This is a genomic window from Pseudomonas sp. GM78, from assembly GCF_000282475.1.
In the GTDB taxonomy this organism is placed as follows: domain Bacteria; phylum Pseudomonadota; class Gammaproteobacteria; order Pseudomonadales; family Pseudomonadaceae; genus Aquipseudomonas.
Window position 1 is genome coordinate 1 of sequence record NZ_AKJF01000213.1, and the last position, 21,977, is coordinate 21,977.

The 21,977-nt window shown below is 62.1% G+C and carries 22 protein-coding genes; 7 read left to right on the top strand and 15 right to left on the bottom strand.

What is annotated here, in order from left to right:
- Positions 1–12: 12 nt before the first annotated feature.
- Positions 13–1,101, bottom strand: a complete 1,089-nt coding sequence (locus tag PMI35_RS01490; protein WP_008066112.1) for an LLM class flavin-dependent oxidoreductase — start codon at positions 1,099–1,101, stop codon at positions 13–15.
- Positions 1,102–1,482: 381 nt separating this feature from the next.
- Between PMI35_RS01490 and PMI35_RS01485 the strand changes: the two genes are divergently transcribed.
- From PMI35_RS01485 to PMI35_RS01475, 3 genes are read left to right on the top strand one after another with little or no spacing between them, the layout of a single operon-like run.
- Positions 1,483–2,367 carry an ABC transporter permease gene (locus tag PMI35_RS01485; RefSeq protein WP_008066113.1) on the top strand — a complete coding sequence of 295 codons (885 nt, stop codon included), beginning with the start codon at positions 1,483–1,485 and terminating at the stop codon, positions 2,365–2,367.
- A gap of 1 nt (position 2,368) precedes the next feature.
- Positions 2,369–3,169, top strand: a complete 801-nt coding sequence (locus PMI35_RS01480; RefSeq protein WP_008066114.1) for an ABC transporter ATP-binding protein — start codon at positions 2,369–2,371, stop codon at positions 3,167–3,169.
- 37 nt (positions 3,170–3,206) lie between these two features.
- A complete protein-coding gene (locus tag PMI35_RS01475) occupies positions 3,207–4,226 on the top strand; it encodes an ABC transporter substrate-binding protein (protein ID WP_008066116.1) in 1,020 nt (339 codons plus the stop codon).
- 28 nt (positions 4,227–4,254) lie between these two features.
- Here the strand turns inward: PMI35_RS01475 and PMI35_RS01470 are convergent, their stop codons facing one another.
- The 10 genes from PMI35_RS01470 to PMI35_RS01425 form a co-directional block, all read right to left on the bottom strand.
- Complete coding sequence (locus PMI35_RS01470; protein ID WP_008066119.1) at positions 4,255–5,163, bottom strand: MurR/RpiR family transcriptional regulator; 909 nt, start codon at positions 5,161–5,163, stop codon at positions 4,255–4,257.
- Positions 5,164–5,357: 194 nt separating this feature from the next.
- Positions 5,358–6,122: an ABC transporter ATP-binding protein gene (locus PMI35_RS01465; protein ID WP_008066120.1), complete on the bottom strand. Its 765-nt coding sequence runs from the start codon at positions 6,120–6,122 to the stop codon at positions 5,358–5,360.
- Positions 6,123–6,140: 18 nt separating this feature from the next.
- Positions 6,141–7,253, bottom strand: a complete 1,113-nt coding sequence (locus tag PMI35_RS01460; RefSeq protein WP_008066121.1) for a succinylglutamate desuccinylase/aspartoacylase family protein — start codon at positions 7,251–7,253, stop codon at positions 6,141–6,143.
- An 8-nt stretch (positions 7,254–7,261) separates the two neighbouring features.
- On the bottom strand, positions 7,262–7,960 hold the full coding sequence (locus tag PMI35_RS01455) for an ABC transporter permease (protein ID WP_008066122.1): 699 nt from the start codon (positions 7,958–7,960) through the stop codon (positions 7,262–7,264).
- Between the two features lie 13 nt (positions 7,961–7,973).
- Positions 7,974–8,663 (bottom strand): ABC transporter permease, encoded by a 690-nt coding sequence (locus PMI35_RS01450; protein WP_008066123.1) that lies wholly within the window; start codon positions 8,661–8,663, stop codon positions 7,974–7,976.
- Positions 8,664–8,754: 91 nt separating this feature from the next.
- Positions 8,755–9,531 (bottom strand): ABC transporter substrate-binding protein, encoded by a 777-nt coding sequence (locus PMI35_RS01445; RefSeq protein WP_008066126.1) that lies wholly within the window; start codon positions 9,529–9,531, stop codon positions 8,755–8,757.
- Between the two features lie 356 nt (positions 9,532–9,887).
- Positions 9,888–10,319 (bottom strand): hypothetical protein, encoded by a 432-nt coding sequence (locus PMI35_RS01440; protein WP_008066128.1) that lies wholly within the window; start codon positions 10,317–10,319, stop codon positions 9,888–9,890.
- 130 nt (positions 10,320–10,449) lie between these two features.
- Positions 10,450–10,863: a VOC family protein gene (locus tag PMI35_RS01435; RefSeq protein ID WP_008066131.1), complete on the bottom strand. Its 414-nt coding sequence runs from the start codon at positions 10,861–10,863 to the stop codon at positions 10,450–10,452.
- 91 nt (positions 10,864–10,954) lie between these two features.
- Entirely contained in the window at positions 10,955–11,614 is a 660-nt protein-coding gene (locus PMI35_RS01430) for a TetR/AcrR family transcriptional regulator (protein ID WP_008066133.1), read from the bottom strand.
- Positions 11,601–12,452 carry a 3-hydroxybutyryl-CoA dehydrogenase gene (locus tag PMI35_RS01425; protein ID WP_008066135.1) on the bottom strand — a complete coding sequence of 284 codons (852 nt, stop codon included), beginning with the start codon at positions 12,450–12,452 and terminating at the stop codon, positions 11,601–11,603. The genes PMI35_RS01430 and PMI35_RS01425 overlap by 14 nt, the downstream gene beginning before the upstream one ends.
- A gap of 165 nt (positions 12,453–12,617) precedes the next feature.
- On the opposite strand from PMI35_RS01425, the gene PMI35_RS01420 reads away from it, so the two are divergent.
- Positions 12,618–13,655: an AraC family transcriptional regulator gene (locus tag PMI35_RS01420; protein ID WP_008066137.1), complete on the top strand. Its 1,038-nt coding sequence runs from the start codon at positions 12,618–12,620 to the stop codon at positions 13,653–13,655.
- On the top strand, positions 13,652–15,466 hold the full coding sequence (locus PMI35_RS01415; protein ID WP_008066138.1) for an ABC transporter ATP-binding protein: 1,815 nt from the start codon (positions 13,652–13,654) through the stop codon (positions 15,464–15,466). The genes PMI35_RS01420 and PMI35_RS01415 overlap by 4 nt, the downstream gene beginning before the upstream one ends.
- Before the next feature lie 3 nt (positions 15,467–15,469).
- Here the strand turns inward: PMI35_RS01415 and PMI35_RS01410 are convergent, their stop codons facing one another.
- The 3 genes from PMI35_RS01410 to PMI35_RS01400 all read right to left on the bottom strand — a co-directional run bounded on the left by PMI35_RS01410 (position 15,470) and on the right by PMI35_RS01400 (position 18,865).
- Positions 15,470–16,423, bottom strand: coding sequence for an alpha/beta hydrolase (locus PMI35_RS01410; protein WP_008066140.1), 954 nt, complete (start codon positions 16,421–16,423; stop codon positions 15,470–15,472).
- A gap of 195 nt (positions 16,424–16,618) precedes the next feature.
- Complete coding sequence (locus PMI35_RS01405) at positions 16,619–17,617, bottom strand: NAD(P)H-quinone oxidoreductase (protein WP_008066142.1); 999 nt, start codon at positions 17,615–17,617, stop codon at positions 16,619–16,621.
- 33 nt (positions 17,618–17,650) lie between these two features.
- Positions 17,651–18,865: a YbfB/YjiJ family MFS transporter gene (locus PMI35_RS01400; protein WP_008066149.1), complete on the bottom strand. Its 1,215-nt coding sequence runs from the start codon at positions 18,863–18,865 to the stop codon at positions 17,651–17,653.
- A gap of 112 nt (positions 18,866–18,977) precedes the next feature.
- On the opposite strand from PMI35_RS01400, the gene PMI35_RS01395 reads away from it, so the two are divergent.
- On the top strand, positions 18,978–19,859 hold the full coding sequence (locus tag PMI35_RS01395) for a LysR family transcriptional regulator (RefSeq protein WP_008066151.1): 882 nt from the start codon (positions 18,978–18,980) through the stop codon (positions 19,857–19,859).
- A gap of 2 nt (positions 19,860–19,861) precedes the next feature.
- Here PMI35_RS01395 and PMI35_RS01390 read toward each other — a convergent pair whose 3' ends face one another.
- Positions 19,862–20,584 (bottom strand): pirin family protein, encoded by a 723-nt coding sequence (locus PMI35_RS01390; protein ID WP_008066153.1) that lies wholly within the window; start codon positions 20,582–20,584, stop codon positions 19,862–19,864.
- Between the two features lie 305 nt (positions 20,585–20,889).
- On the opposite strand from PMI35_RS01390, the gene PMI35_RS01385 reads away from it, so the two are divergent.
- The gene (locus tag PMI35_RS01385) at positions 20,890–21,840 is read left to right on the top strand and encodes a GlxA family transcriptional regulator (protein WP_008066156.1); all 951 of its coding nucleotides are present in this window, start codon (positions 20,890–20,892) and stop codon (positions 21,838–21,840) included.
- Positions 21,841–21,977: the final 137 nt, after the last annotated feature.

Here is a 21,977-nt window from a genome sequence, read left to right on the forward strand (position 1 = left end):
CCAGGTCGGCTGTCAGGCGACTTTTTCCACCTTTTGCTGCTCCCGCTCAGCCACCAATTGCCGGGTTAGGGGAATCAGGCGCTTGCCATAGTCGATGGCATCGTCCAGCGGGTCGAAACCACGAATCAGGAAAGTGGTGATGCCCAGGTCGTAGTAATCGAGCAGGGCTTGCGCCACTTGTTCCGGCGTGCCCACCAACGAGGTCGAGTTACCTTGCGCGCCCAGCAGGCCGGCGATACCGGTCCACAGTCGTTTGTCCAGTCGCGAACCCTGGGCGGCCGCGGCGAGCAGGCGGCGGGAGCCTTCGTTCGGTGGTTCGCGGCGCACGAAACCGTTCTGTTCGGCCAATGCCGTGGCCTGTTGCAGGATGCGCTCGGCGCGCTCCCAGGCCTGTTCCTCGGTGTCCGCCAGAATCGGCCGCAACGACAGGCTGAAACGGATGCTGCGGCCATGTTTGGCCGCCTCGGCGCGCACTTGCCTGACCACTTCGCGCACTTGCTCGTAGGTTTCGCCCCACAGCGCGTAGACGTCCGCATGCTTGCCCGCGACTTCGATGGCCGCCGTCGATGAGCCGCCAAAATACAGCGGGATGTGCGGCAGTTGCTGCGACTTCACCGCCGAGTGTGCGCCCTCGACCTGGTAGTACTGGCCCTGGTAGTCGAAGGGTACTTCACGGGTCCATTCCTGGCGCAGCACATCGAGGTATTCATCGGTGCGGGCATAACGCTCGTCCTTGCCGATGTAACTGCCATCGGCCCGCAGTTCGCGATCATCGCCACCGGTGATGATGTGCACGGCGGTCCGTCCGCCATTGAACATGTCGAGGGTGGTGAACTGCCGTGCCGCCAGTGTCGGCGCGGCAAAACCCGGGCGATGGGCGATCAGGAATTTGAGGTTTTTGGTCACGCTGGCGGCGTGCGAGGCGATCAGGGTGCTGTCCGGGCTGTTGGAGTGGAAGGCCACCAGGGCCCGGTCAAACCCGGCCTCATCATGGGCGCGTGCGACTTTTTCCACATAGTCGGGTTGCAGGACGGGGCCGCTGCGTGGGTGGATTTCCGAGGAATGGTGACCGCCGATGTAGCCGATGAATTCGATACTCATGGGAGTTCCTTGTCGTGGGAAGGGCGTGGTTCAAGCCTCCACCTGGCAGGGGGTCGGTCTGTGGGAGCAAAAGTAGGCGTTGCGGGGTGCGACTGTGAAATGCCGATTGGTTCTAAGTTAATTATGAATTAGATGAATGATGATGATTTATCTATATGAGACAAGCGCATTTTATGCGGTGCCTGCCATGCACCCCGCGCCTGACATGGACGGGCATGATAATTATGCAAATAATTTATCTGAAGAAAGCTCTATCTGATTTTTAATCATATTAGTTTATTCCTAAAAAGAATTTCACTGAGGTTTTTTATGCGAATAGCATGAAAACCGTAGCTGATGCATGGCACCTCTGGCCATGTTCTTTAAGAGGAAGGATGCCTGATGACTGAAAAGACCTTCGATACCCCGAGCGCCGCCAGCTCGTTTTCCGTCAATAAGGCAGCTCGCCATGACGGCGCTGTGCAGGGCCCATCGAGGCTGATCCCGCAATGGTTGCGCAACTGGCGTATCCCTGAAGTCTTCCTGCGCCTGCTCAGTCCGATAGCCCTGTTGCTGCTGTGGGAACTGGCCTCCCAGTGGGGGCTGATCCCGCAACGCATCATCGCCGCGCCCTCGCAGATCGGCGGCACGCTGTGGGCCATGATTGTGTCCGGTGAGCTGGGCAAGCACTTGCTGGTGTCGCTGCAGCGAGCGCTGGTGGGCTTGAGCATCGGGGTCAGCATCGGCGTCGCCGCCGCCCTGGTCAGCGGCCTGTCCAAGCGGGGCGAGGTGATACTCGATTCGCCGCTGCAGATGCTGCGCACCATTCCTTCCCTGGCGCTGGTGCCATTGTTCATCCTCTGGTTCGGCATCGGCGAATTCACCAAGATCGCGCTGATCGTCACCGGTACCACCTTCCCGGTGTACCTGAACCTGTTCGCCGGTATCCGCAACATCGACCCCAAGTTGATCGAGGCCGCCAACACCCTGGGCCTCAATCGTCGCGAGTTGATCTGGCATGTGATCCTGCCCGGTTCCTTGCCCTCGTTTTTTGTCGGCCTGCGCTACTCCCTGGGGATTTCCTGGCTGGCGCTGGTGTTCGTCGAGCAGATCAATACCACCGCCGGCATCGGCTTCCTGGCCAGTGATGCACGGGACTTCATGCGCACCGACGTGATTGTCATCTGCCTGCTGATCTACAGCGTCCTCGGTCTGTTGATCGACGGGCTGATCCGTACCCTGGAACGTTTTGCCCTGGCCTGGCGCCCATCTTTCGTGAGGAATTGATATGTCGAGCATCGATCTTTTGAACGCTCCCAAACCTGCCCATTCGAACGCGCCGGTACAACTGCGCAATGTGGTGCGCCAGTTCGGCCAGCAGCGGGTCATCGACGGGCTGGACCTGGACATCGCCCCCGGCGAATTCGTTGCATTGCTGGGGGCCAGCGGCTCGGGCAAGACCACCTTGCTGCGCAGCCTGGCCGGGCTCGACAGCATCGACAGCGGCCAGTTGCTGGTGCCCAAGGCGCGGGCGGCGGTGTTCCAGGAGCCGCGCTTGATGCCCTGGAAACGCGCCTGGAAAAACGTGATCCTCGGTTTGCACATCCCTGAGGCCAAGGCGCGTGCGGTGCAGGCGCTGACCGAGGTGGGGCTGGCGCACCGCCTGGAAGCCTACCCGGCCACGCTCTCCGGCGGCGAAGCGCAACGCGTGGCGCTGGCCCGTGGCCTGGTGCGCGAACCCAAGCTGTTGCTGCTGGATGAGCCGTTCGCCGCACTCGATGCACTGACGCGGATTCGCATGCATCGGCTGATCATCGAATTGTGGCGTAAACACAACCCGGCCGTGCTGCTGGTGACCCACGACGTGGATGAAGCGATCCTGCTGGCCGATCGGGTCATCGTCCTGGCGAACGGCAAGATCGCCGACCAGTTGACTATCGATCTGCCCCGGGCCCGGGACAGCGGCCAGGACGGGTTCCAGGCCATTCGTGCACGGCTCCTCGGTTTGTTGGGGGTTGAAGTGGAGCCCACGGCCGTCGCCGAGCGCCAGGCTTCGAACACCCCAGTGCGGCGGTTCGCCCATGGCTGATGCCAACGCCGGTTTTTTACTACAGGGAGGTAACGCCATGTCGAGGCGCGTATTGAAATCCGCAGTTTTATTGCTCACGGGGGCCGCGCTGCTACTGAGTGGTTGCGGCGAAACGCTCGAAAGCAAATCGGCAGCCACAGCGCCAGCCGACTTGTCCGGCGTGACGCTGGTGCTGGGCGATCAGGCCAAGGGCCTGCGCACCGTGGTCGAAGCGGCCAATGCACTGGAGGGCATCGACTACAAGGTCGAGTGGGCGAACTTCCAGGGGGCGGCGCCACTGTTCGAAGCCTTGCGCGCCGGCGCGGTCGACCTGGGGCCCGCCGGCGATACGCCGGTACTGGCGGCCGCCACGGGCGGCACGCCATTGCGCATCGTCGCGGTTCGGCGCAGTCAATCGAGGAGCATTGCGATCCTGGTGCCCGCCGATTCGGCCATCCGCAGCGTGGCGGATCTCAAGGGTCGCAACGTCGTGGTGTCTTCGGCCCGGGGCAGCATTTCCCAATACCTGTTGATTCGCGCATTGGCCAATGCCGGGGTCGACGAGCAGGACGTCAACGTCGGATTCGTCCTGCCGACCGACGCCCTGGCGGCGTTCAACGCCGGCAAGATCGAAGCCTGGGCAACGTTCGGCATTTACCAGGCCTTTGCCGAGCAGCAGGGCGCACGGGTACTGATCACCGGCGAAGGTATCAACAGTGGGCTGACTTTTATAACCGCCTCGGATGAAGTCCTCGGCGATCCGCTCAAGCGCAAGGCCCTCGGTGATGTGTTGCAGCGTTTCGCCAAGGCGTTCGAGTGGGCCCGGCAGAACCCCGACGAATACGCGCGGGTCTTCGCCAGGGTCAACGATATCCCGCTGGACGTCTCGCAACGCCTGCGAAGCTGGGGCGACGAGTCGCTGTTGCCGGTCGAACCACGGGATGTGCAGGCCTTGCAGCAAGTCGATGACCTGTTCGTGGAAAAGAAGATCTTTCCCCATCGCGTCGACGTCGAGAAGCTCACGGATACAGCGCTGTTTTCCACGCCGTTCCTGACGCAGACCCAACCCGCGCGCTAGCGTGGGTTGGCATTACAGAAGGCTCAGATCACTTTTTCGGCGCTTTGTTGCCGGACGGGATGTGCAGGTAGGACATCACGCTTTCGGTCAGTTCGGTCGCCAGCTTGACGGCTTCCTTGTTGCGGGCCATCACACCCGCCACCAATCCCTCGATCAGGGCGAGCACGGCGATGTTGGAACTGGTCAACACCGGATGGTCGGCCGGGGCGAACAGCACATGTTCGGCAATGGCGGTAAGCGGGGAGGCGGGTGAGTCGGTGATCGCCAATACCGAGGCGCCGCGCGCGTTGGCGAAACGTGCGAGTTGCAGGGTATCGAGGGAATAGCGTGGCAGGGAGATCGCCAGCAGTACGTCCTGATCGGTGATGGCGGCCAGCCGGTAAGCGGCGTTTTCGTTGCCGCCCTCCATGCTGATGGCGGTAGCGTCCGCACAGAAGGGCATCAGGGTCGAGGCGGCAAGACCGGCGAAGTAGACACTATTGCCAAACCCCAGGATGTAGATTTTTCGCGCTTCGGTCAGGCGCGTGACAAACGCCTCGAAGGTCTCGGCATGGTTGTTGGTCGCGGCGGTGGCGAGGTTGCTGCTGGCGCTGTGGATTTGCTCATGCAGGCCAAACGCACCACCCGGTCGATGTGCCAGTTCGTTGCGCAGTTTGTCGACCGGCGACACCATCTGCTGCAACGTCGCCACCAGCTCGGCCTTCATGCCGGTGTAGCCACCTAGGTTCAGCGCCTTGGCCAGACGATTGACCGCGGCAGGCGAGGTGGAGGTTTCATGGGCCATTTCTTCGATGGTCAGCGTCGCGGCCCGGAGCGGGTGACGCAGGACAAAGTCCGCCACCTTGCGCAGTGACGGCGGTAGATCGGAAACGATTTCCGCCAGTTTGCGCATCACTGGCGCGGCATAGACCGTGGTGTCTTTCGAAGGGTTCGGCATATCCGGCTCAACAGTTCCTGAGGGTTGGAGATGGGGCGCGCGCAAACCCCCTGTAGGAGCGAGGCTTGCCCGAGAAGAACGATGACGCGAAGTTCCTGAAACACTGCGGCGTTCCCTTCGCGGGCAATCCTCGCTCCTACACGATTCTCGTCCGCGAGTGTATCTGATGCCGACCCTCGCTGTACGCGGATGTCTTACTTCAAACTGCCGGCCAGAAACTGCTGGAGGCGTTCCGACTGCGGGTTGACCAGCACCTCGCGCGGGTCGCCCCGTTCCTCGACCTTGCCCTTGTGCAGGAACACCAGCTGGTTCGATACCTCGCGGGCGAAGCCCATTTCGTGGGTCACGACCACCATGGTCCGGCCTTCCAGCGCCAGGTCCTGCATCACCTTCAGCACTTCGCCGACCAGTTCGGGGTCGAGTGCCGAAGTGGGCTCGTCGAACAGCATCACCTCCGGCTCCATGGCCAGTGCCCGGGCAATCGCCACGCGCTGTTGCTCACCGCCGGACATATGCGCCGGCCAGGCGTCCATGCGGTGCGCCACACCGACCTTGTTCAGGTAGTGCTCGGCCTTTTCCCGCGCTTCTTTTTTGTTGATGCCGAGTACATTCACCGGTGCTTCCATGACGTTTTCGAGGGCACTCATGTGCGACCAGAGATTGAAGTGCTGGAACACCATCGATAACCGCGAACGCATGCGTTGCAGTTGTTTGGGTTCGGCAGCCTTGAGCCCGCCGAGCTTGTTGCTCACCAGCTTGAGCTGTTCGCCATTGAGCACGATGTTGCCGGCGTTGGGCTGTTCCAGCAGGTTGATGCAACGCAGGAAGGTGCTTTTGCCCGAGCCGCTGGAGCCGATGATGCTGATGACGTCACCGGCTTTCGCCTCCAGGGACACGCCCTTGAGCACTTCGTGGCTGCCGTAGCTTTTGTGCAGGTCCTGAATTTCAAGTTTGTACATGGTTTCAACTCTCTGGAATCAGTCGCTGAGCAAGCGGCCTTGGCGAATGGGGGTACTGCCGGCAATTTTCGCCAGCCACAGGCCGGGCTGGGCGAAGCGCAGGCGTTCGCGGGCATAAAGAATGCCGTCGGTACTGGCGCGCACCACGCTGTGCTGGTCGGTGAGCGGGTCAATCACTTCGAACAGCGGATCGCCGACCTCGACCCGCGCACCCAGCGGTTGCAGATAACTCACCACCCCCGGGTGTGGCGCGTAGGCGTACTGCGCACCGGCAAAGGGTGTCGCCTCACACTCGCCCGGTGGCGCCACGGGCCAGTCACCGCTGATCAGGCCTTGCTCGGCGAGATAGCCAAGAATGGCTTGCGCGCTGTCGATACAGGTCTCGCGTTCGGTGTCAGCCATACCGCGCAATTCAATAGTGGTGGCCACACACGCCAGGGGAATATTGGCCCCCGCAAAGCGCTCGGCCAGTTGCAGCCAGGGAATGGCGCAGGCTTCATCGAAAGCGCTGCCTCCCGCAGCCTCGGCCAGCAGGGCAACGCCGGCACCGAGGCGGGCGGCCAACGAGCGCAAGCGTGGCCAGTTTTGCGGCATGGCATACAGCAGCATGATCGACTCGAAGTCGCAGTGCAGGTCCAGCACCACATCGGCATCGCAGGCGTGCTGCAGCAACAGGCGACGCAGGCCGTCGAGCTCCGAGGTCGCCGCTGGCAGGTTGGCGAGGGCATCGCTCATGGCGCGGCGGATCAGGGCGATGTTGGCATCGGCATCGTCGCCCAATTGACCTTCCAGGCGCTGCGCCACGTCCTCGGTCAGTTCCGGGAAGTCGCGATTGAAGTTCTTCCCGCTGGAGAACTCGAAGCGACCTTGATGGGTGGCCTGGAACATCTGCGCGATGCCGATCGGATTGGCCATGGGCACCAACTCGATCACTCCGCTCAGGCGCCCTTGCTCTTCCAGCGCTTGCAGGCGGCGCTTGAGTTCGACGGCGACGCGCATCCCCGGCAACTCGTCGGCATGCAGGGAGGCCTGGATGTAGGCCTTGCGCGGGCCGCTGCCAAAACGCAACAGCGACAGCTTGCGCTCCGTGCCCGAGGCACTCCACGGCAAGAGGTATTGAATGTGCTGCATAAGGCTCCTTAGTGCTTGCGCGGTGCCAGGTAGGCCAGCCAGCGGCGCTCGGCCAGCTTGAACAGACGAACCAGGATGAAGGTCAGGGCCAGATAGATCAGGCCCGCGGTAATGAACGCCTCGAACGGCAAATAGAACCGCGAACTGACCGTTCGCGCGGCGCCCGTGATATCGACCAGCGTGACGATCGACGCCAGGCTGGTGGTTTGCAGCATCATCAGCACTTCGTTGCTGTACTGCGGCAGCGCCCGGCGCAAAGCCGACGGCAGCAGAATCCGCCGGTACAGGGTCAGCCGCGACATGCCCATGGCCCTGGCGGCTTCGATCTCGCCGTGGGCCGTGGCCTTCAAGCTGCCGGCCAGCAGTTCCGCGCTGTAGGCACTGGTGTTGATCGCAAAGGCCAGGCAGGCGCAAAACGTTGCACTGGACAGGTACGGCCAGAGCGCGCTTTGGCGTACCGCGTCGAACTGTGCCAACCCGTAATAGATCAGGAACAGTTGCACCAGCATCGGCGTGCCGCGAATCACGTAGGTGTAGAGCCAGGCCGGGAAGTTGACCAGCGGTGAACGGGAGACGCGCATCAACGCGATGGGAATCGCCAGCACCAGGCCGATGGCCAGGGAAATCAGCAGGACTTTGAGGGTCACCAGGGCGCCATTGAGATACAGCGGCAGGTTTTCCCAGATCAGGTTGTAGTCGAGAATCATGACGTTCTCCCCGTTACAGCTCAGCGGCTTTGACGCCGACCGAGTAGTGTTTTTCCAAATAGCGCAGCACCAGCAATGACACACTGGTCAGCATCAGGTAGAGCGCGGCCACCGTGAGGAAAAACGTGAACGGCTCATGGGTGGCATCCGCGGCGTTCTTGGCCTTGAACATCATGTCCTGCAAGCCGATCACCGAGATCAGCGCGGTGGATTTGGTCAGTACCAGCCAGTTGTTGGTGAAGCCGGGAATGGCGAAACGGATCATCTGCGGCACCAGGATCCGCCAGAACACCTGCAAGCCACTCATGCCATAGGCAGCGCCGGCCTCGCCCTGGCCCTTGGGGATTGCCATGAAGGCGCCACGAAAGGTTTCCGAGAGATAGGCACCAAAGATGAAACCCATCGTGCAGACGCCCGCGATAAAGGGATTGATGTCGATGTAGCGGGTGTAGCCCAGTGCGAGGGCAAGGCGGTTCACCAGGTCCTGGCCGCCATAGAAGATCAGCAGGATCAACACCAGGTCGGGGATCCCGCGGATCAGGGTGGTATAGCCTTCGCCCAGTACCGCCAGCCATTTGAACGGCGACAACCGAAAGGCGGCGCCGATCAGGCCCAGGGCAATGGCCATGGTCATGGAGGTCAGGGCCAGGTTGATGGTCAGCCAGGCGCCATCGAGAATGCTCGATCCGTAGCCGTGGAGCATGATGAAGTTCCTCAAGCGAGCGCCGCGAGGCGCGCGAGACAAGCCACAAGTGGCGCCCGCACGGGCCGGCGCCAGGGTTTCGGATGGAGGCTTATTCGCCGTAGATATCGAAGGCGAAATACTTGGCCATCACTTGCTGGTACTTGCCATTGCTGCGGATGGCATCAATCGCCGCACTCAGGCGTGCAACGTTCGCGCTGTCGCCTTTGCGCACTGCGATCCCGGCGCCCCTGCCGAAGTATTTCGGGTCGTTGATGTCGGGCCCGACCAGTGCAAAACCCTTGCCCAGGGGCGTCTTGATAAAGCTCTCATCGGTGTTGACGATGTCGGCGAGCGTGGCATCCAGGCGACCCGCCGCCAGATCGAGAAAGGCTTCATTCTGTGAGGAGTAGCGCACGATCGAGACGCCGGCTTGCTCAAGCTGCTCGGTGGCGAAACGGTCATAGGTCGAGGAGCGCTGGACCCCGACTTTCCTGCCCTTGAGATCGATCAACGGGTCGTTGATCACGTTGCCGGCCTTCATCGCGAACTTGCCCGGCGTGTGGTAGTACTTTTTGCTGAAGTCGACCGACTTCATGCGGTCGTCAGTGATCGACATCGACGACAGCACGGCATCGATCTTGCGCACTTTCAGCGACGGGATCATGCCGTCGAATTCCTGGATGACCCATTTGCATTTGACCTTCATTTCTTCGCACAGCGCGTTGCCGATGTCGTAGTCGAAACCACTGACGTTGCCCTCTGGCGTCTTGAAGGAGAAGGGCGGGTAGGCGGCTTCGATACCGATGCGCAGGCTGTCCTCGTCGGCATGTGCCAGCAGGCTTGCGGCGCACAGTGCCAGAGCACCTAGAAGTTCTGTCTTGTTCATATTGTTGACTCCCTGGATGAGGTGTTTGGGTGTTACGGGGAACGGCCGTCCGATCTGGCGAGGGGACCGTTGCCGGATTTTCGAGGCTATAAATGGCACATAAAATTTCATTAATCAAACAAATGAAAAAAAACATATCAGCGCGCGACGAAAAATTGCATGCCGGCGCTGTCACTATCGGCAGGACGAAATCGGGAAAGCTGAAGTGCAACCGCTCAGGCTGGCAGGATGGCAGTAGCAGGTTTTAGCGGATCCAGGGAGGGATGAAGCAGGGTGGTACGCGGGCACAAATGCGCCCAGTGACTCGCGGGGAAACGGCGCCCCGCGTTGTCACTTTCAACGAAAAATCCTGCGACTCAAATCTTGTACTTGATCACGATCCCTTTGAGTTTGCGGCCATTGACGGTCTGTACGTCGCGAGCCCAGAGCGGCCCGTTGAGATAGGCACCTACCGGCTGGATATGGTCATAGACCACCACCACGGCATCGCCACCGAGCTTGGCGGATTCTTCCCGCAGTTTCTGTTCCACCTCGGTAATGGGAGGGGCCGGGTCGACACTGGCGTCGATCAGTATTTCGCCCAGTCGAATGTGCGGGCGAAGGGGCTCGGAGCGCAGCACCACGACTTCACTGGGCAGGGTCGGTGCGGGATGTTCCACGCCGACGTAGGCGGTGGTCTGGGCATCGACTGTCGCGCAACCGCTGAGTGCCAGCAGGGCGGCGGCGAGCCCTCCCGCCAGCAGCGACAGTTTGAAACGGGTGGACCATGACGCGTCATGGGCTTGCATGGTGGTGTCCTCCGAAGGGCCGCTGCCACAGGGGTGGCTTGTTGACGGTAGCAGACGGCCCGGGAGTTTCCAGAATGCCCGGCCGTTCCAGGCCGGACCTGCATGAACAGCGTCGTAGTGCGCGACCCTGTTACTGGTCCTTCTCGCAGTTGATCATCCACGACACGCCAAAGCGGTCGACCAACATGCCGAAACGCGCGGCCCAGAAAGTGGCCTCGAGGGGCATTTGTACCTGGCCGCCTTCGGCCAGGGCCGAAAACACCTGTTCAGCCTCCTTGATGCTGTCGACATTCAGCGAAATCGAACAACCGCTCATCTCGTCGGTGGGGCGGTCAGGGGTGGTGTCCGAGCCCATGATCGCCTGGTCGCCCACGGCCAGCCGGGTGTGGATGATCAGATTGTGCAGGTCCTTGGGGACGTGCTCGGCGGCAGGGGTTTCGCCGAAGGTCAGCATGGCTTCGATCTGGCCCTTGAGGCTTTCGGCATAGAAGGTGAACGCGGCTTTGCAGTCGCCATTGAAGATCAGGTAGGGATTGATTTTCATGATTGCGCTCCCGGTCAGTGGAAGGTACACACCGGATTGGACGCCTGGTTCAAGCGCGAATTCCGATGGCATTGACTGGGCAAGCAAAGCGCTAAAACGCGGTGGGAGCCTGGGTATTTTTAGATATTTTCTCGATAGGGCGTGCCAGGCTTATAGCCTCGCTCGTGCGCCGTGGGGCCAGCAAGCGTTCGATGGCGCCGCCGACCAGGTTCTCGAGCAGTTCATCATGCTCGCCTTCGTCCAGCGAATGGGCGGTCAGCCAGCAGGGAGCGCTGTTGAGCAAGGCGGCGATGGCATGACCGGCCGCCAGAAGTCCCGACTCACTGAACCTCGAACGGGCGCCGAGGATCACCATCAATTGGCGTTCGTACTGCTCGCGCAATTGTCGAACCCGTGCCTGTTGCTCTTCGTTCAGGCAACTGCTGTCGCGTTCCACCAGGCGAAAATGCCAGGGCATCTCGCGATGCAGGGTCAGGTGCGCGCGGATCAGGCTGTTAAGGCGGTCGCGCTTGGCTGGCGCCTGTTGCTTGATGCGCCCCAGCGTGGCCAGCAGCTCTTCGTAGAACTCTTCGATCAAGTCCAGCAACAGGTGCTGTTTGCTCGGGTAATGGTGATACAGCGAGCCCGGGGAAAGCCCCAGGCACGTGGCGAGCTCACGCATGCCAACCTGACCGAAACCCTTGCTGGCGAACAGCTCCAGCACCTTGTCCCGGTATTCGGCGAAACGCGAGCAACGCTCAGGCATAGGCATGGAAGCCGCGCCCCGTCTTGCGTCCCAGGTATCCGGCGGCAACCATTTCCTTGAGCAATGGCGCCGGGCGGTATTTGCTGTCGTTGAAGCCGTCGTAGAAGGCTTGCAGGATCGCCAGCAGCGTATCCAGGCCGATCAGGTCCGCCAGGGCCAGCGGGCCGATGGGCTGGTTGCAGCCCAGACGCATGCCGGCGTCGATGTCCTCGGCACTGGCCAGGCCTTCCTGCAAGACCAGGATCGCTTCGTTGATCATCGGCACCAGGATCCGGTTGACCACGAACCCCGGACGGTTGCCGGCGGTGATCGCGGTTTTGCCCAGGCGGGTTGCCATGTCCAGCGCCAGGGCGTGAGTGGCATCGTTGGTTTGCAGGCCGCGAATGACTTCGATCAGGCCCATCACCGGCACCGGGTTGAAGAAGTGCAGGCCGATGAAGCGTTCAGGCTGACTGACACTGGCCGCCAGCTGGGTGATCGAAAGCGACGAAGTGTTGGAGGCGATCACGCACTCGGCGCCGACCTGCGCGGCAATCTGCTGCAGCACCCGCAGTTTCAGGTCGAGGTTCTCGGTGGCGGCTTCGATCACCAGTTGCGCGTCGTGCAGGCTGCTGTAGTCGGTGCTGGTGCGGATCTTGTCGAGGGCGGCGTTTTTTTGTTCGGCGCTCAGGGTTTCCTTGGCGACCTGGCGGTCCAGGTTCTTGCCGACGGTGGCGAGGGCTTTTTGCAGGGCAACCTCGCTGATGTCCAGCAGGGTCACGTTGAAACCGGCCAGGGCGCAGACTTGCGCGATGCCGTTGCCCATGGTGCCGGCGCCGATCACGCCGATGTTTTGCAGATTCATGTTGCCGTCCTTTCGATAAACCCTGCGATACCTTGGCCGCCGTGATGGCCGAAAGCGTACTATTGCCGCGAGTCTAGAGCCGGCACGGTGGTTGGCCTATGCCGAAACTGTTCAACGGCACTGATGTTTTTTGCCATTTCGGGTGATGGGGAGCGAAGCGTTCGCATGCGGGAAAAGGACTCGGTAGCCGCCTACTTCGTGCAGGCGATGATCCACGGGCTGGGGGACGATCCACAGCGTGTACGGGCTGTGCTGGAGCAGGCCGGTATCGATCCGGCGCTGATGCAGGAGCCTACGGCGCGGGTATCGGCCAATGCCTTTGCGGCGTTGTGGCTGATTCAGATCCGCGAGCTGAATGACGAGTTCTTCGGGCTCGACTCCCATGGCATGCCGCCGGGCGCGTTCGCGCTGATTTGCCGCGCCTTGATTCAGGAACCCGACCTGCACAAGGCCATGCGCCAGTGCCTGGCCAACTTCGCCCTGTTCCTCGAGGATTTTCGCGGCACGCTGACCGTGCGCGGCAAACGGGCGGTCATCAGCCTGGACAGTCAAGCGGCCAACGAAGACGTTAGTCGTTTCGGCGAAGAGACGTTCCTGGTGTTGATGATCAGCCTGCTCTGCTGGCTGGGTGGAAGGCGCATTCCGATAGACCGCGCGGACTTTCGCCATGCGCGCCTGTCACTCAGCGACGACCGTTTGCTCTGGGGGCCGAACCTGACCTTTGGCGCCGAGCGCACCGAAATCGAGTTCGCCAGTCATTACCTGCGCCTGCCGGTGGTCCAGGACCTGGCGTCGCTCAAAGTGTTCTTGCGCACCGCGCCACAATGGCTGGTGATCCGCTTTCGCAACCAGCACGGCCTGGCGTCCCAGGTACACCAGCGCTTGCGCAACAGCCATTACAGCCAGTGGCCGACCCTGCAAGCCTTTGCCCTGGAACAGCACCTGAGCCCCAGCACCTTCCGCCGCAAACTGGAGCGCGAAGGCTGTTCCTATCAGGAGATCAAAGACGAAGTACGACGCGCGGTGGCATTCGAACAGTTGCGCGAGAGCCAGGCCAGCATCGGCGATATCGCCGAACAACTGGGCTTCCAGGAACCGAGCGCGTTTCACCGGGCGTTCAAGAAGTGGACGGGGGAGAGCCCGGGGCGGTATCGGGCGCGGTTTCAGGGGGAACGGCTCGACCCGGCGGAGCCTTTGGCGTGAGCCCGGTTCTTGCCCGCTTCACTTCGTTACTCGACCAGTCGCGGCGTGCCTTGCTGCTGGTCTGGGGGACCTCGCGCGGTTTGTTCCTCGGCCTTGTATTGGCAACGCTGATTGCCGGTGTGCTTCCGGCGTTGGCGGCGTGGCTGGGGCAGCGCATTGTCGACGCCGTGGTTTTTGCCATGCAATTGCATGCGCAGCAGGGCAGTGCGCCGTTGTGGCCGGTGGTGCGTTATGTGCTGATGGAGGCGGGTGTGCTGGCTTTGCTGTCCGGCGCGCAGCGGGCGCTGTCGGTACAGCAGTCGCTGTTGCGGGTGCAGCTGGGGCAGAAGGTCAACACGATGATTCTGGAAAAGGCCCAGACGTTATCGCTGGTGCAGTTCGAGAATTCGGAGTTCTACGACAAGCTGGTGCGGGTTCGGCGTGAGGCCTCGACCCGGCCGTTGGCGTTGGTGATGAAGTCGCTGGGGCTGATCCAGAACCTGATTGTGCTGATCAGCTTCGGTGTGCTGCTGGTGCACTTTTCGCCCTGGGCGCTGGTGTTGCTGGTAGTCGGCGCGTTGCCGGTATTTTTCGCCGAGGCGCACTTTTCCGGTGATGCCTTTCGCTTGTTTACCCGCCGTGCGCCGGAGAGCCGGCAGCAGACCTACATCGAGACGCTGCTTTCCCATGAGGGCTACATCAAGGAGGTCAAGCTGTTCGGTTTCGCGCCGCTGCTGTTGCAGCGTTACCGCGACACCTTCACCAGGCTTTATGCCGAGGACCGGCGGCTGACCTTGCGTCGCGATGGCTGGGGATTTGTCCTCGGCCTGCTCGGCACCGCAGCGTTCTACCTGGCTTATGCCTGGGTGGTGGTCGATGCCGTCCACGGCAGCATCAGCCTCGGTCAGATGACCATGTACCTGGTGTTGTTCAAGCAGGGACAGGCGGCGGTGAGCAGCAGCCTCAGCGCCATCAGCGGTCTGTACGAGGATGGCCTCTACCTGTCGAGTCTCTACGAATACCTGGCCGAACCCGTGGTTGCCGACACCGGCCATCTGACGGTGGGCGCGGTGCCTGGCGACGGCTTGCGCTTCGAGAACGTCGGTTTCTCTTACCCGGGTGCCAGTCGCGCCGCACTGACGGGCATCGACCTGCACCTGGTGCCGGGGCACAGTGTGGCGCTGGTGGGGGAGAACGGTTCGGGAAAGACCACGCTGATCAAGCTGTTGACCCGGCTGTACCGTCCCGATCAAGGGCGCATCCTGCTGGACGGCAGCGATCTGCAGGCTTGGGAGGAGGATGCGCTGCGCCGGCGGATCGGGGTGATCTTCCAGGACTACATCCGCTACCAGTTTTCCGTTGGCGAGAACATCGGCGTGGGCGACACGCTGGCGTTCAAGGATGAGCAGCGCTGGCAGCAAGCCGCCGCCGAAGGCATGGCCGCGCCGTTCATCGAGCGGCTCGATCGCGGCTACGCCACGCAGCTGGGGCGCTGGTTTGCCGGTGGGCTGGAACTGTCTGGCGGGCAGTGGCAGAAAATCGCCCTGTCGCGGGCCTACATGCGCCGCGACGCCGATATCCTGATCCTCGACGAGCCGACCTCGGCACTCGACCCGGCGGCGGAAGCGGCGGTGTTCGAGCATTTCAGCCAGCACACCCAAGGCCGCATGACCCTGCTGATATCCCACCGTTTTTCCAGCGTGCGCAACGCCGACCACATCATCGTGCTGGATCAGGGCAGCATCCTTGAACGCGGCGACCATGCCACGCTGGTCACGGCCGGCGGGCGTTATGCGCAGCTGTTCGACCTGCAGGCGCGGGGCTATCGATAACCCTCAGGAATCTCCGGCGCCCCGGGAAACCATCGGCCCGGCTATCTGCGGTCTGGCCTTCATCAGGCCTTCCAGCGCCTGGCGGTACTGGCTGCCGCCCAGGCTCATGCTGTTGTTGTGCGTGCCGCCGGGTATCAGTAACAAGCGCTTGGGTTCGTTGGCTGCATTGAACAACTGCTGGCTGAACCGCGACGGCATGAACTGATCGGCCAGGCCATGGACCACCAGCAATGGCATGTCGATGTCGACGATCTTGTCGATGGAGTCGAACTTCTGCGACAGCAACCAGCGCACCGGTAGCCAGTTCACCGGCAGGTTGTTGCCGGCGACTTCGGTGACGGCATCGCCCAGGGAGGTGAAGGTGGACTCGATCACCAGGCCGCGCACCGGAACCGGGCGTTTGTCCTTTTTCGCCTGTACGGCCAGGTCCGCCGCCAGGTCGATGGCCACCGCGCCGCCCAGGGAGTGGCCGTAGATCAGGCGCTTGCTGGCGTCTGGTTGCATCGCGGTGAAGCGATCCCAGGCGGCCCGGGCATCTTCGTAAACGCTGGCTTCCGAGGGCAAATCACCCTGGCTCTGCCCGAACCCGCGATAGTCGATCGCCAGCACCGAATAGCCCATGGCCCGTAACTGCTCGATGCGAAAGGCCTGGCCGGTCAGGTTCCAGCGTACGCCATGCAGATAGAGGATCGACGGCGCGTCGCGGCGCGCAGCCGGCCACCACCAGGCATGCAGGTTTTGCCCGGCCTTGAAATCGGCGGGCTTGATGTCGAACTCCTGAACGTCCCGGGGCAAACCGCGATACCAGCCGGCCGTGCCCGGCTCGATGCGAAACAGCAGCTCGCGCTCTTTGTACTTGAGTGCGCCGCAACCCACCGGCAGGCCGACGATCAGCGCGGCCATGCAGAGTAGCGGCAGCCAGCGCAGGCGCAGACGGGTGAGGAGGGCAGAGGGCATCGGGTGGCTCACCGGTACGGACATGAAGTCCGCGTTTTAACAGATGCGCGCGTGGGGTGGGAAAAAATGCGACTTGTGGGAGCGGGCTTGCTCCGGGCGGCGTTCCGACGAAGGCGATGGCACAGTCGACATTGATGTTGTCTGACACACCGCTTTCGCGAGCAAGCCCGCTCCCACAGGGGGCCTGCGCCGCTCTCAGTCCACGCGCAGCACGATCTTGCCGATGTGGTCGCCTGCTTCCATCCGCGCATGGGCCTGCGCCGCCTCGGTGAGCGCGTAAACCTGGTCGATCATCGGCAGGCAACGCCCGGCCGCGAGCACCGGCCATACGTATTCGCGCAACTGTTCGGCGATCGAGGCTTTTTCTTCCCGGGTGCGCGCACGCAACAACGATCCGGTGATCGTGGCGCGTTTGCCCAGGATCGCCAACAGGTCGACCTCCTTGGCGAAAGCGCCGCCGAGGAAGCCCAGCATCACCAGTCGACCTTCCATGCCCAATGCCGCGATATTCTGGTTCAGGTACGAGCCGCCCATGATGTCGAGGATGACATTGACACCCTTGCCAGCGGTTTTTTCCTGGATGACCTGGACGAAGTCCTGAACGCGATAGTTGATCGCTTCGGCGCCCAATTGGCGGATCGCCGCACACTTTTCCTCACTGCCCGCCGTGGCAAATGCCTTGATGCCGAACTCGCGGCACAACATCAATGCGGTGGTGCCGATGCCACTGGTGCCGCCGTGGATCAGCGCGCGCTGGCCTTTGCTGGCGCCGCCCATGTCGAACAGATTGGCCCACACCGTAAAGAAGGTTTCCGGCACCGCCGCCGCCTGCACCCAGTCCATGCCTTCGGGTATCGGCAGGGCCTGGCTGGCCGGGACCACACAGTACTGCGCATAGCCGCCGCCATTGGTCAGCGCACAGACCTTGTCGCCGACGATAAAGTCGCTGACGTCCGCGCCCACGGCGACCACTTCACCGGCCACTTCCAGCCCCGGGATCGGGTTCATGCCGGGTTTCATCGGATACTTGCCGGCGCGCTGGATCACGTCGGGGCGATTGACCCCGGCGGCGTGCACGCGGATCAGCACCTCACCGACACCCGCCGTGGGTACGGGTACCTGGCGTGGTTGCAGGACTTCAGGGGCACCGGGTTGGGTGATTTCAATCAGGGTCATGTCTTTAGGCAAATTCATTTCATATTCCTGTTTCGAGAATCTTTTTGATCTTCATGGGCAACTGGCCTGAACAAGAGGGTCAGGTCGATTCATAAAACGCACGACCAACTCCAGCAACAACGCCACGACAATCGCCCCGGCCGCAATCACGAACATCAGCCCATGGTGGCCGCCGCTGGCATTGAACAGGGCCGAATAAGCGAACCCGGAAATGGCCTGAAAGGTGGCGAAGGACACCGTGGCGCGACTCCAGACCACCTGTTGCTGATGATGCCCTGGGACCAGTTCGTGAACCCGCGCCAATGCCAGCGGCACGATGCCCGGCGGGAACGAGCCGAGGATCAGTGCCAGCACAGCCAATGTCGCGAAGGAGCTGGAGACCGACAGCAGGGCCACGGCAATCGCCTGCACCACCAGCACCAGGCGGATACTCGGCTTCGCGCCCAGTTGATCCGCAAGAAAACCATAGCTCACCGGCCCGACAATCGCGCCGAGGCCGTACATCCCCCAGATCAGCGCGCCGATGTGTTGCCCGGCGCCGAGGCCGCGCGCCACGTAATCCACCAGGAACACCATGGCTGGCACCAGCCCCGCCGCCATGAGCGCGTATTGGGCAAACAGCAGGTACACACCCGGGTGGGTGTGGGTCGACGTGGTGTGGGTTGTCGCGGTCATCGCTGCCTGGGGCGCCGCCGACGGCCAGCCAAACCAGCTGATGGCAGTCAGGACCAGTGCCAGCAAGCCGAGGCCCAACCAGGTTTGCTGCAGGCCCAGGTTCAGCAGCGGCGGGACGATCGTCCCCGAGCCGGCAATGCCCAGCCCGATGCCGAGAAAGATCGCGCCACTGGCCAGGCCTTTGCGTGAGGCCGGCACATGGGGCAGTACCGTAGCCGCCACCAGCACCATGATCGCGCCGCCGGCAACGCCCGAGAGCAAGCGCCAGCCGAAAAACCAGCTGATCGACAAGGGAAAAGCACAGGCGAAGAACGACAGGGTGACCGCCAGCATCATCAGCCGCAGCGCGGTTTTGTTGGACGTTCGACGCGCCAACGGGTGGCCGATCAGCGCTCCGATCAGGTAACCCACCAGGTTGGCGGCGCCGAGGTACACCACGTCGCCGGCGGAAAACCAGTGGGCCTGGATCAGCGAGGGGATCAACGGTGTATAGGCAAAACGCGCCAGGCCAATGCTGACCAGGCTGGCGCACAGGCCGGCAAAAATCGGCAGCCAGAATGCGTTGCGTGGGGTATTCGAGGGACTGAGCATGGTCGCTCTCCTGCAAGTTTTCACTGGTGAGCAGCTTAACCAACTTTACTGATGCACTAACGCAGCGATTTCGCGTTATGGTGATGCGTAAATGCATCGGATGGAGAAGCCCATGAATTGGGATGACGCACGGGTATTTCTCGCGGTCTGCCGCGAATCAACCCTGCGCGGTGCCGCGCGGGTGCTGGGGGTCGATCAGGCCACGGTGGGGCGGCGCATCACCGCGCTGGAAAAATCATTGAGCGCCACGCTGTTCCTGCGTACCTCCGACGGGTATGCGCTGACCGCCGTGGGCGAAGCGGCCATGCGCGCGGTCGAGAAGATGGAGCATTCGGCGCTGGAACTGCAGCGCCGCATCCAGGGCCTCGATGACCGGCTGACGGGCACGGTGCGGGTGACCACCACCGACTCACTGGCCATCGACTTCCTGATCCCGGCCGTCGCTCGCCTGCATCAACGTCACCCCGACGTGCGGGTGCAATTGGACGCTTCGACACAAATCCTCAGCCTGGCCAAGCGCGAAGCCGACATCGCCGTGCGCAATACCCGGCCGGACAACCCGGACCTCATCGCCCGGCGAATCGCCCGTTGGCCGGTGGGCCTGTTCGCCTCGCAAGCCTATGTGGATGCCCACGGTATACCCGAGCCGGGGTCGGCATTCGAAGGGCACGATCTGGTGGTGTATCAGCCGTATTTGCAGGCTGGCAAGGACATGACGCTGGTCAACGAACCTGTGGTGCGCGGGCGGATCGCCGCGAGCCTGAATTCCAGCCTGCTGGTGCGGCGATCCATTGCCGAGGGGATCGGGATCGGGGAAATTTCGGTGTACATGGGGCAGAAGGATGGGCTGGTCCGACTGTGGCCGGAGCGCACGCGGACGTTGCCATATGACGTGTGGCTGGTGACCCACTCGGACCTTCGACATACCGCGAGGGTCCGTGTGGTGATCGAGGAGATTGTCGAAGGGTTTTCCGGGGCCAATGTATCGGCGTGAGATTACGGCATTTCCGGCAGCTCTTGCGGCCGCAGGTCGAACACCAGAACTTCAGCATCCACCCCGTTGTTCAAGGTCAGCAGCTGCTCCTCGCGAATCCGCACACCGTCACCTTCCTGCATCGGCACGCCGTTGAGTTCGACGCGACCGCGAGCCACATGCACGTAGGCATAACGATTGGCCGCCAGTTCCAGCGTGGCACTTTCCTTGCCATCGATCAGGCCGGCATACACCCGCGCGTCCTGGCGCACTTTCAGCGAACCCTGGGCGCCGTCGGGGGAGATGATCAATTGCAGGCGCCCGCGTTTCTTCTGCGTGCTGAAATGTTCCTGCTGATAGCGGGGTTTGGCACCGCTGACGTCCGGGACGATCCAGATTTGCAGGAAGTGCACGGGCCGCGAGGCCGAGTGGTTGTACTCGCTGTGCGCCACGCCGCTGCCAGCGCTCATCAACTGCACATCGCCAGGACGGATCACCGAGCCGGTTCCCAGGGTGTCCTTGTGTTCCAGCGCACCCTCGAGCACATAGGAGAAAATCTCCATGTCGCGGTGCGGGTGCTGGCCGAAGCCTTTACCGGCTGCCACGCGGTCATCGTTGATCACCAGCAGATCGGAAAAACCCTGTTCTTTCGGGTTGCGATAGCTGGCGAAGGAAAAGGTATGGAACGACTTCAGCCAACCGTGATTGGCCAGGCCACGATCCGATGCTTTACGAAGGGTCAGCATGATGAAATCTCCTGTTGGGACGTTGATTCGTCCGAGTGAGGAGAAGGTTAATGTTAATCGGTTGATGCAATAAGTAGATGGAAACTGAAATACTGTCCCTTTCAGGTTGACAGTAAAGTACGGACGACGCTCGCTCCACACTTCGGCATACTGCACAGCATTGACCCTGTGGGAGCGAGCCTGCTCGCGAAGCGATGTCACATTCCACAATGAATGTGACTGTTGGACCGCTATCGCGAGCAGGCTCACTCCTACAGGGGGGCGGTGTAAGCATTCCTTTTTTCGATTCCAGTGATCTTGAACCCATGAAAACCGTAGCAATGGTGCTGTTCCCCGACTTTCTCCTGCTCGACATGGCCGGGCCCATGGAGGTGTTTTCCATTGCCAATCGTTATCTCAAGCCCGCCGACCACTATGTGCTGACGACCATTGGCACCGAACCCGGCGCACTGCGGGCGTCCAATGGCGTGAAGGTGCAGGCGGACCTGCCTGTCGAGCAGGCCTGTGACGGCTTTGATTTGTTGCTGGTGCCCGGTGGCCCCGGCGCCTACAACGAAAAACATCCGCCCTTGCTCGAGTGGCTCCAGCGCAACGTCAGTCGATCGAAGGCCTATGGCTCGATCTGCACCGGGGCCTTTGTGCTGGGGCACGCCGGTTTGCTCGACGGCTATCGCGTGACCACCCACTGGCATTACACCGAACGCTTGATCAAGGCCTTCCCCAGGGCGACGGTCGAGACCGACCGGATTTACGTCCAGGACCGCAACCTCATCACTTCCGGCGGCGTCACCGCCGGCATTGACCTGGCGCTGGCGGTAGTCGCCCAGGACCATGGCAAGAAGGTCGCCCAGGACGTGGCCAAGGTGTTGTTGGTGGTCATGAAACGCCAGGGTGGCCAGGCACAGTTCAGCCCGTTGATGGCGGCGGTGGCCCCCCATGAGACGGCGATCACCCGGGTGCAGAACCATGTGCTCGAACACCTGGACGAAACCTTCAGCATCGAGCGCATGGCCGGCCTGGCCAACATGAGCCCGCGCCATTTCGCCAGGGTCTTCGCCCGGGAAGTGAACATGACACCCATGGAGTTCCTGCAAAGCGCACGCATCGATTGCGCCAGGAACCTGCTGGAAACCGGTGACTTGCCGCTCAAGACCGTAGCGTTCAAGAGCGGCTTTGGCAGCGTGCGGCACATGCGTTTCCTGTTCGGTGAAAAGCTCGGCCTGACCCCGACCCAGTACCGCGAACAATTCAGCTAGCGCCCTTGTCCGTAGTGCGCACCCGAATGGCCGTGACGCTCCCCCCGTGGCGGTTGTACCGTCACCTGAGCCTGCCAAGATACCGCTGAACTCATTGCAAGGAAGGTACGGAGCCTGGATGGCCTCACGTGCCGGGC

What these genes read in the sequence shown, in the direction of transcription:
- PMI35_RS01475 (WP_008066116.1), top strand. Translation starts at nt 3,207, where the DNA reads ATGTCGAGGCGCGTATTGAAATCCGCAGTTTTATTGCTCACGGGGGCC.
- PMI35_RS01440 (WP_008066128.1), bottom strand. Translation starts at nt 10,319, where the DNA reads ATGCAAGCCCATGACGCGTCATGGTCCACCCGTTTCAAACTGTCGCTG.
- PMI35_RS01385 (WP_008066156.1), top strand. Translation starts at nt 20,890, where the DNA reads ATGAAAACCGTAGCAATGGTGCTGTTCCCCGACTTTCTCCTGCTCGAC.
- PMI35_RS01390 (WP_008066153.1), bottom strand. Translation starts at nt 20,584, where the DNA reads ATGCTGACCCTTCGTAAAGCATCGGATCGTGGCCTGGCCAATCACGGT.
- PMI35_RS01435 (WP_008066131.1), bottom strand. Translation starts at nt 10,863, where the DNA reads ATGAAAATCAATCCCTACCTGATCTTCAATGGCGACTGCAAAGCCGCG.
- PMI35_RS01470 (WP_008066119.1), bottom strand. Translation starts at nt 5,163, where the DNA reads ATGCCGAACCCTTCGAAAGACACCACGGTCTATGCCGCGCCAGTGATG.
- PMI35_RS01445 (WP_008066126.1), bottom strand. Translation starts at nt 9,531, where the DNA reads ATGAACAAGACAGAACTTCTAGGTGCTCTGGCACTGTGCGCCGCAAGC.
- PMI35_RS01425 (WP_008066135.1), bottom strand. Translation starts at nt 12,452, where the DNA reads ATGAATCTGCAAAACATCGGCGTGATCGGCGCCGGCACCATGGGCAAC.
- PMI35_RS01490 (WP_008066112.1), bottom strand. Translation starts at nt 1,101, where the DNA reads ATGAGTATCGAATTCATCGGCTACATCGGCGGTCACCATTCCTCGGAA.
- PMI35_RS01465 (WP_008066120.1), bottom strand. Translation starts at nt 6,122, where the DNA reads ATGTACAAACTTGAAATTCAGGACCTGCACAAAAGCTACGGCAGCCAC.
- PMI35_RS01400 (WP_008066149.1), bottom strand. Translation starts at nt 18,865, where the DNA reads ATGCTCAGTCCCTCGAATACCCCACGCAACGCATTCTGGCTGCCGATT.
- PMI35_RS01450 (WP_008066123.1), bottom strand. Translation starts at nt 8,663, where the DNA reads ATGCTCCACGGCTACGGATCGAGCATTCTCGATGGCGCCTGGCTGACC.
- PMI35_RS01485 (WP_008066113.1), top strand. Translation starts at nt 1,483, where the DNA reads ATGACTGAAAAGACCTTCGATACCCCGAGCGCCGCCAGCTCGTTTTCC.
- PMI35_RS01405 (WP_008066142.1), bottom strand. Translation starts at nt 17,617, where the DNA reads ATGAATTTGCCTAAAGACATGACCCTGATTGAAATCACCCAACCCGGT.
- PMI35_RS01480 (WP_008066114.1), top strand. Translation starts at nt 2,369, where the DNA reads ATGTCGAGCATCGATCTTTTGAACGCTCCCAAACCTGCCCATTCGAAC.
- PMI35_RS01455 (WP_008066122.1), bottom strand. Translation starts at nt 7,960, where the DNA reads ATGATTCTCGACTACAACCTGATCTGGGAAAACCTGCCGCTGTATCTC.
- PMI35_RS01420 (WP_008066137.1), top strand. Translation starts at nt 12,618, where the DNA reads ATGCGGGAAAAGGACTCGGTAGCCGCCTACTTCGTGCAGGCGATGATC.
- PMI35_RS01430 (WP_008066133.1), bottom strand. Translation starts at nt 11,614, where the DNA reads ATGCCTATGCCTGAGCGTTGCTCGCGTTTCGCCGAATACCGGGACAAG.
- PMI35_RS01460 (WP_008066121.1), bottom strand. Translation starts at nt 7,253, where the DNA reads ATGCAGCACATTCAATACCTCTTGCCGTGGAGTGCCTCGGGCACGGAG.
- PMI35_RS01395 (WP_008066151.1), top strand. Translation starts at nt 18,978, where the DNA reads ATGAATTGGGATGACGCACGGGTATTTCTCGCGGTCTGCCGCGAATCA.
- PMI35_RS01410 (WP_008066140.1), bottom strand. Translation starts at nt 16,423, where the DNA reads ATGCCCTCTGCCCTCCTCACCCGTCTGCGCCTGCGCTGGCTGCCGCTA.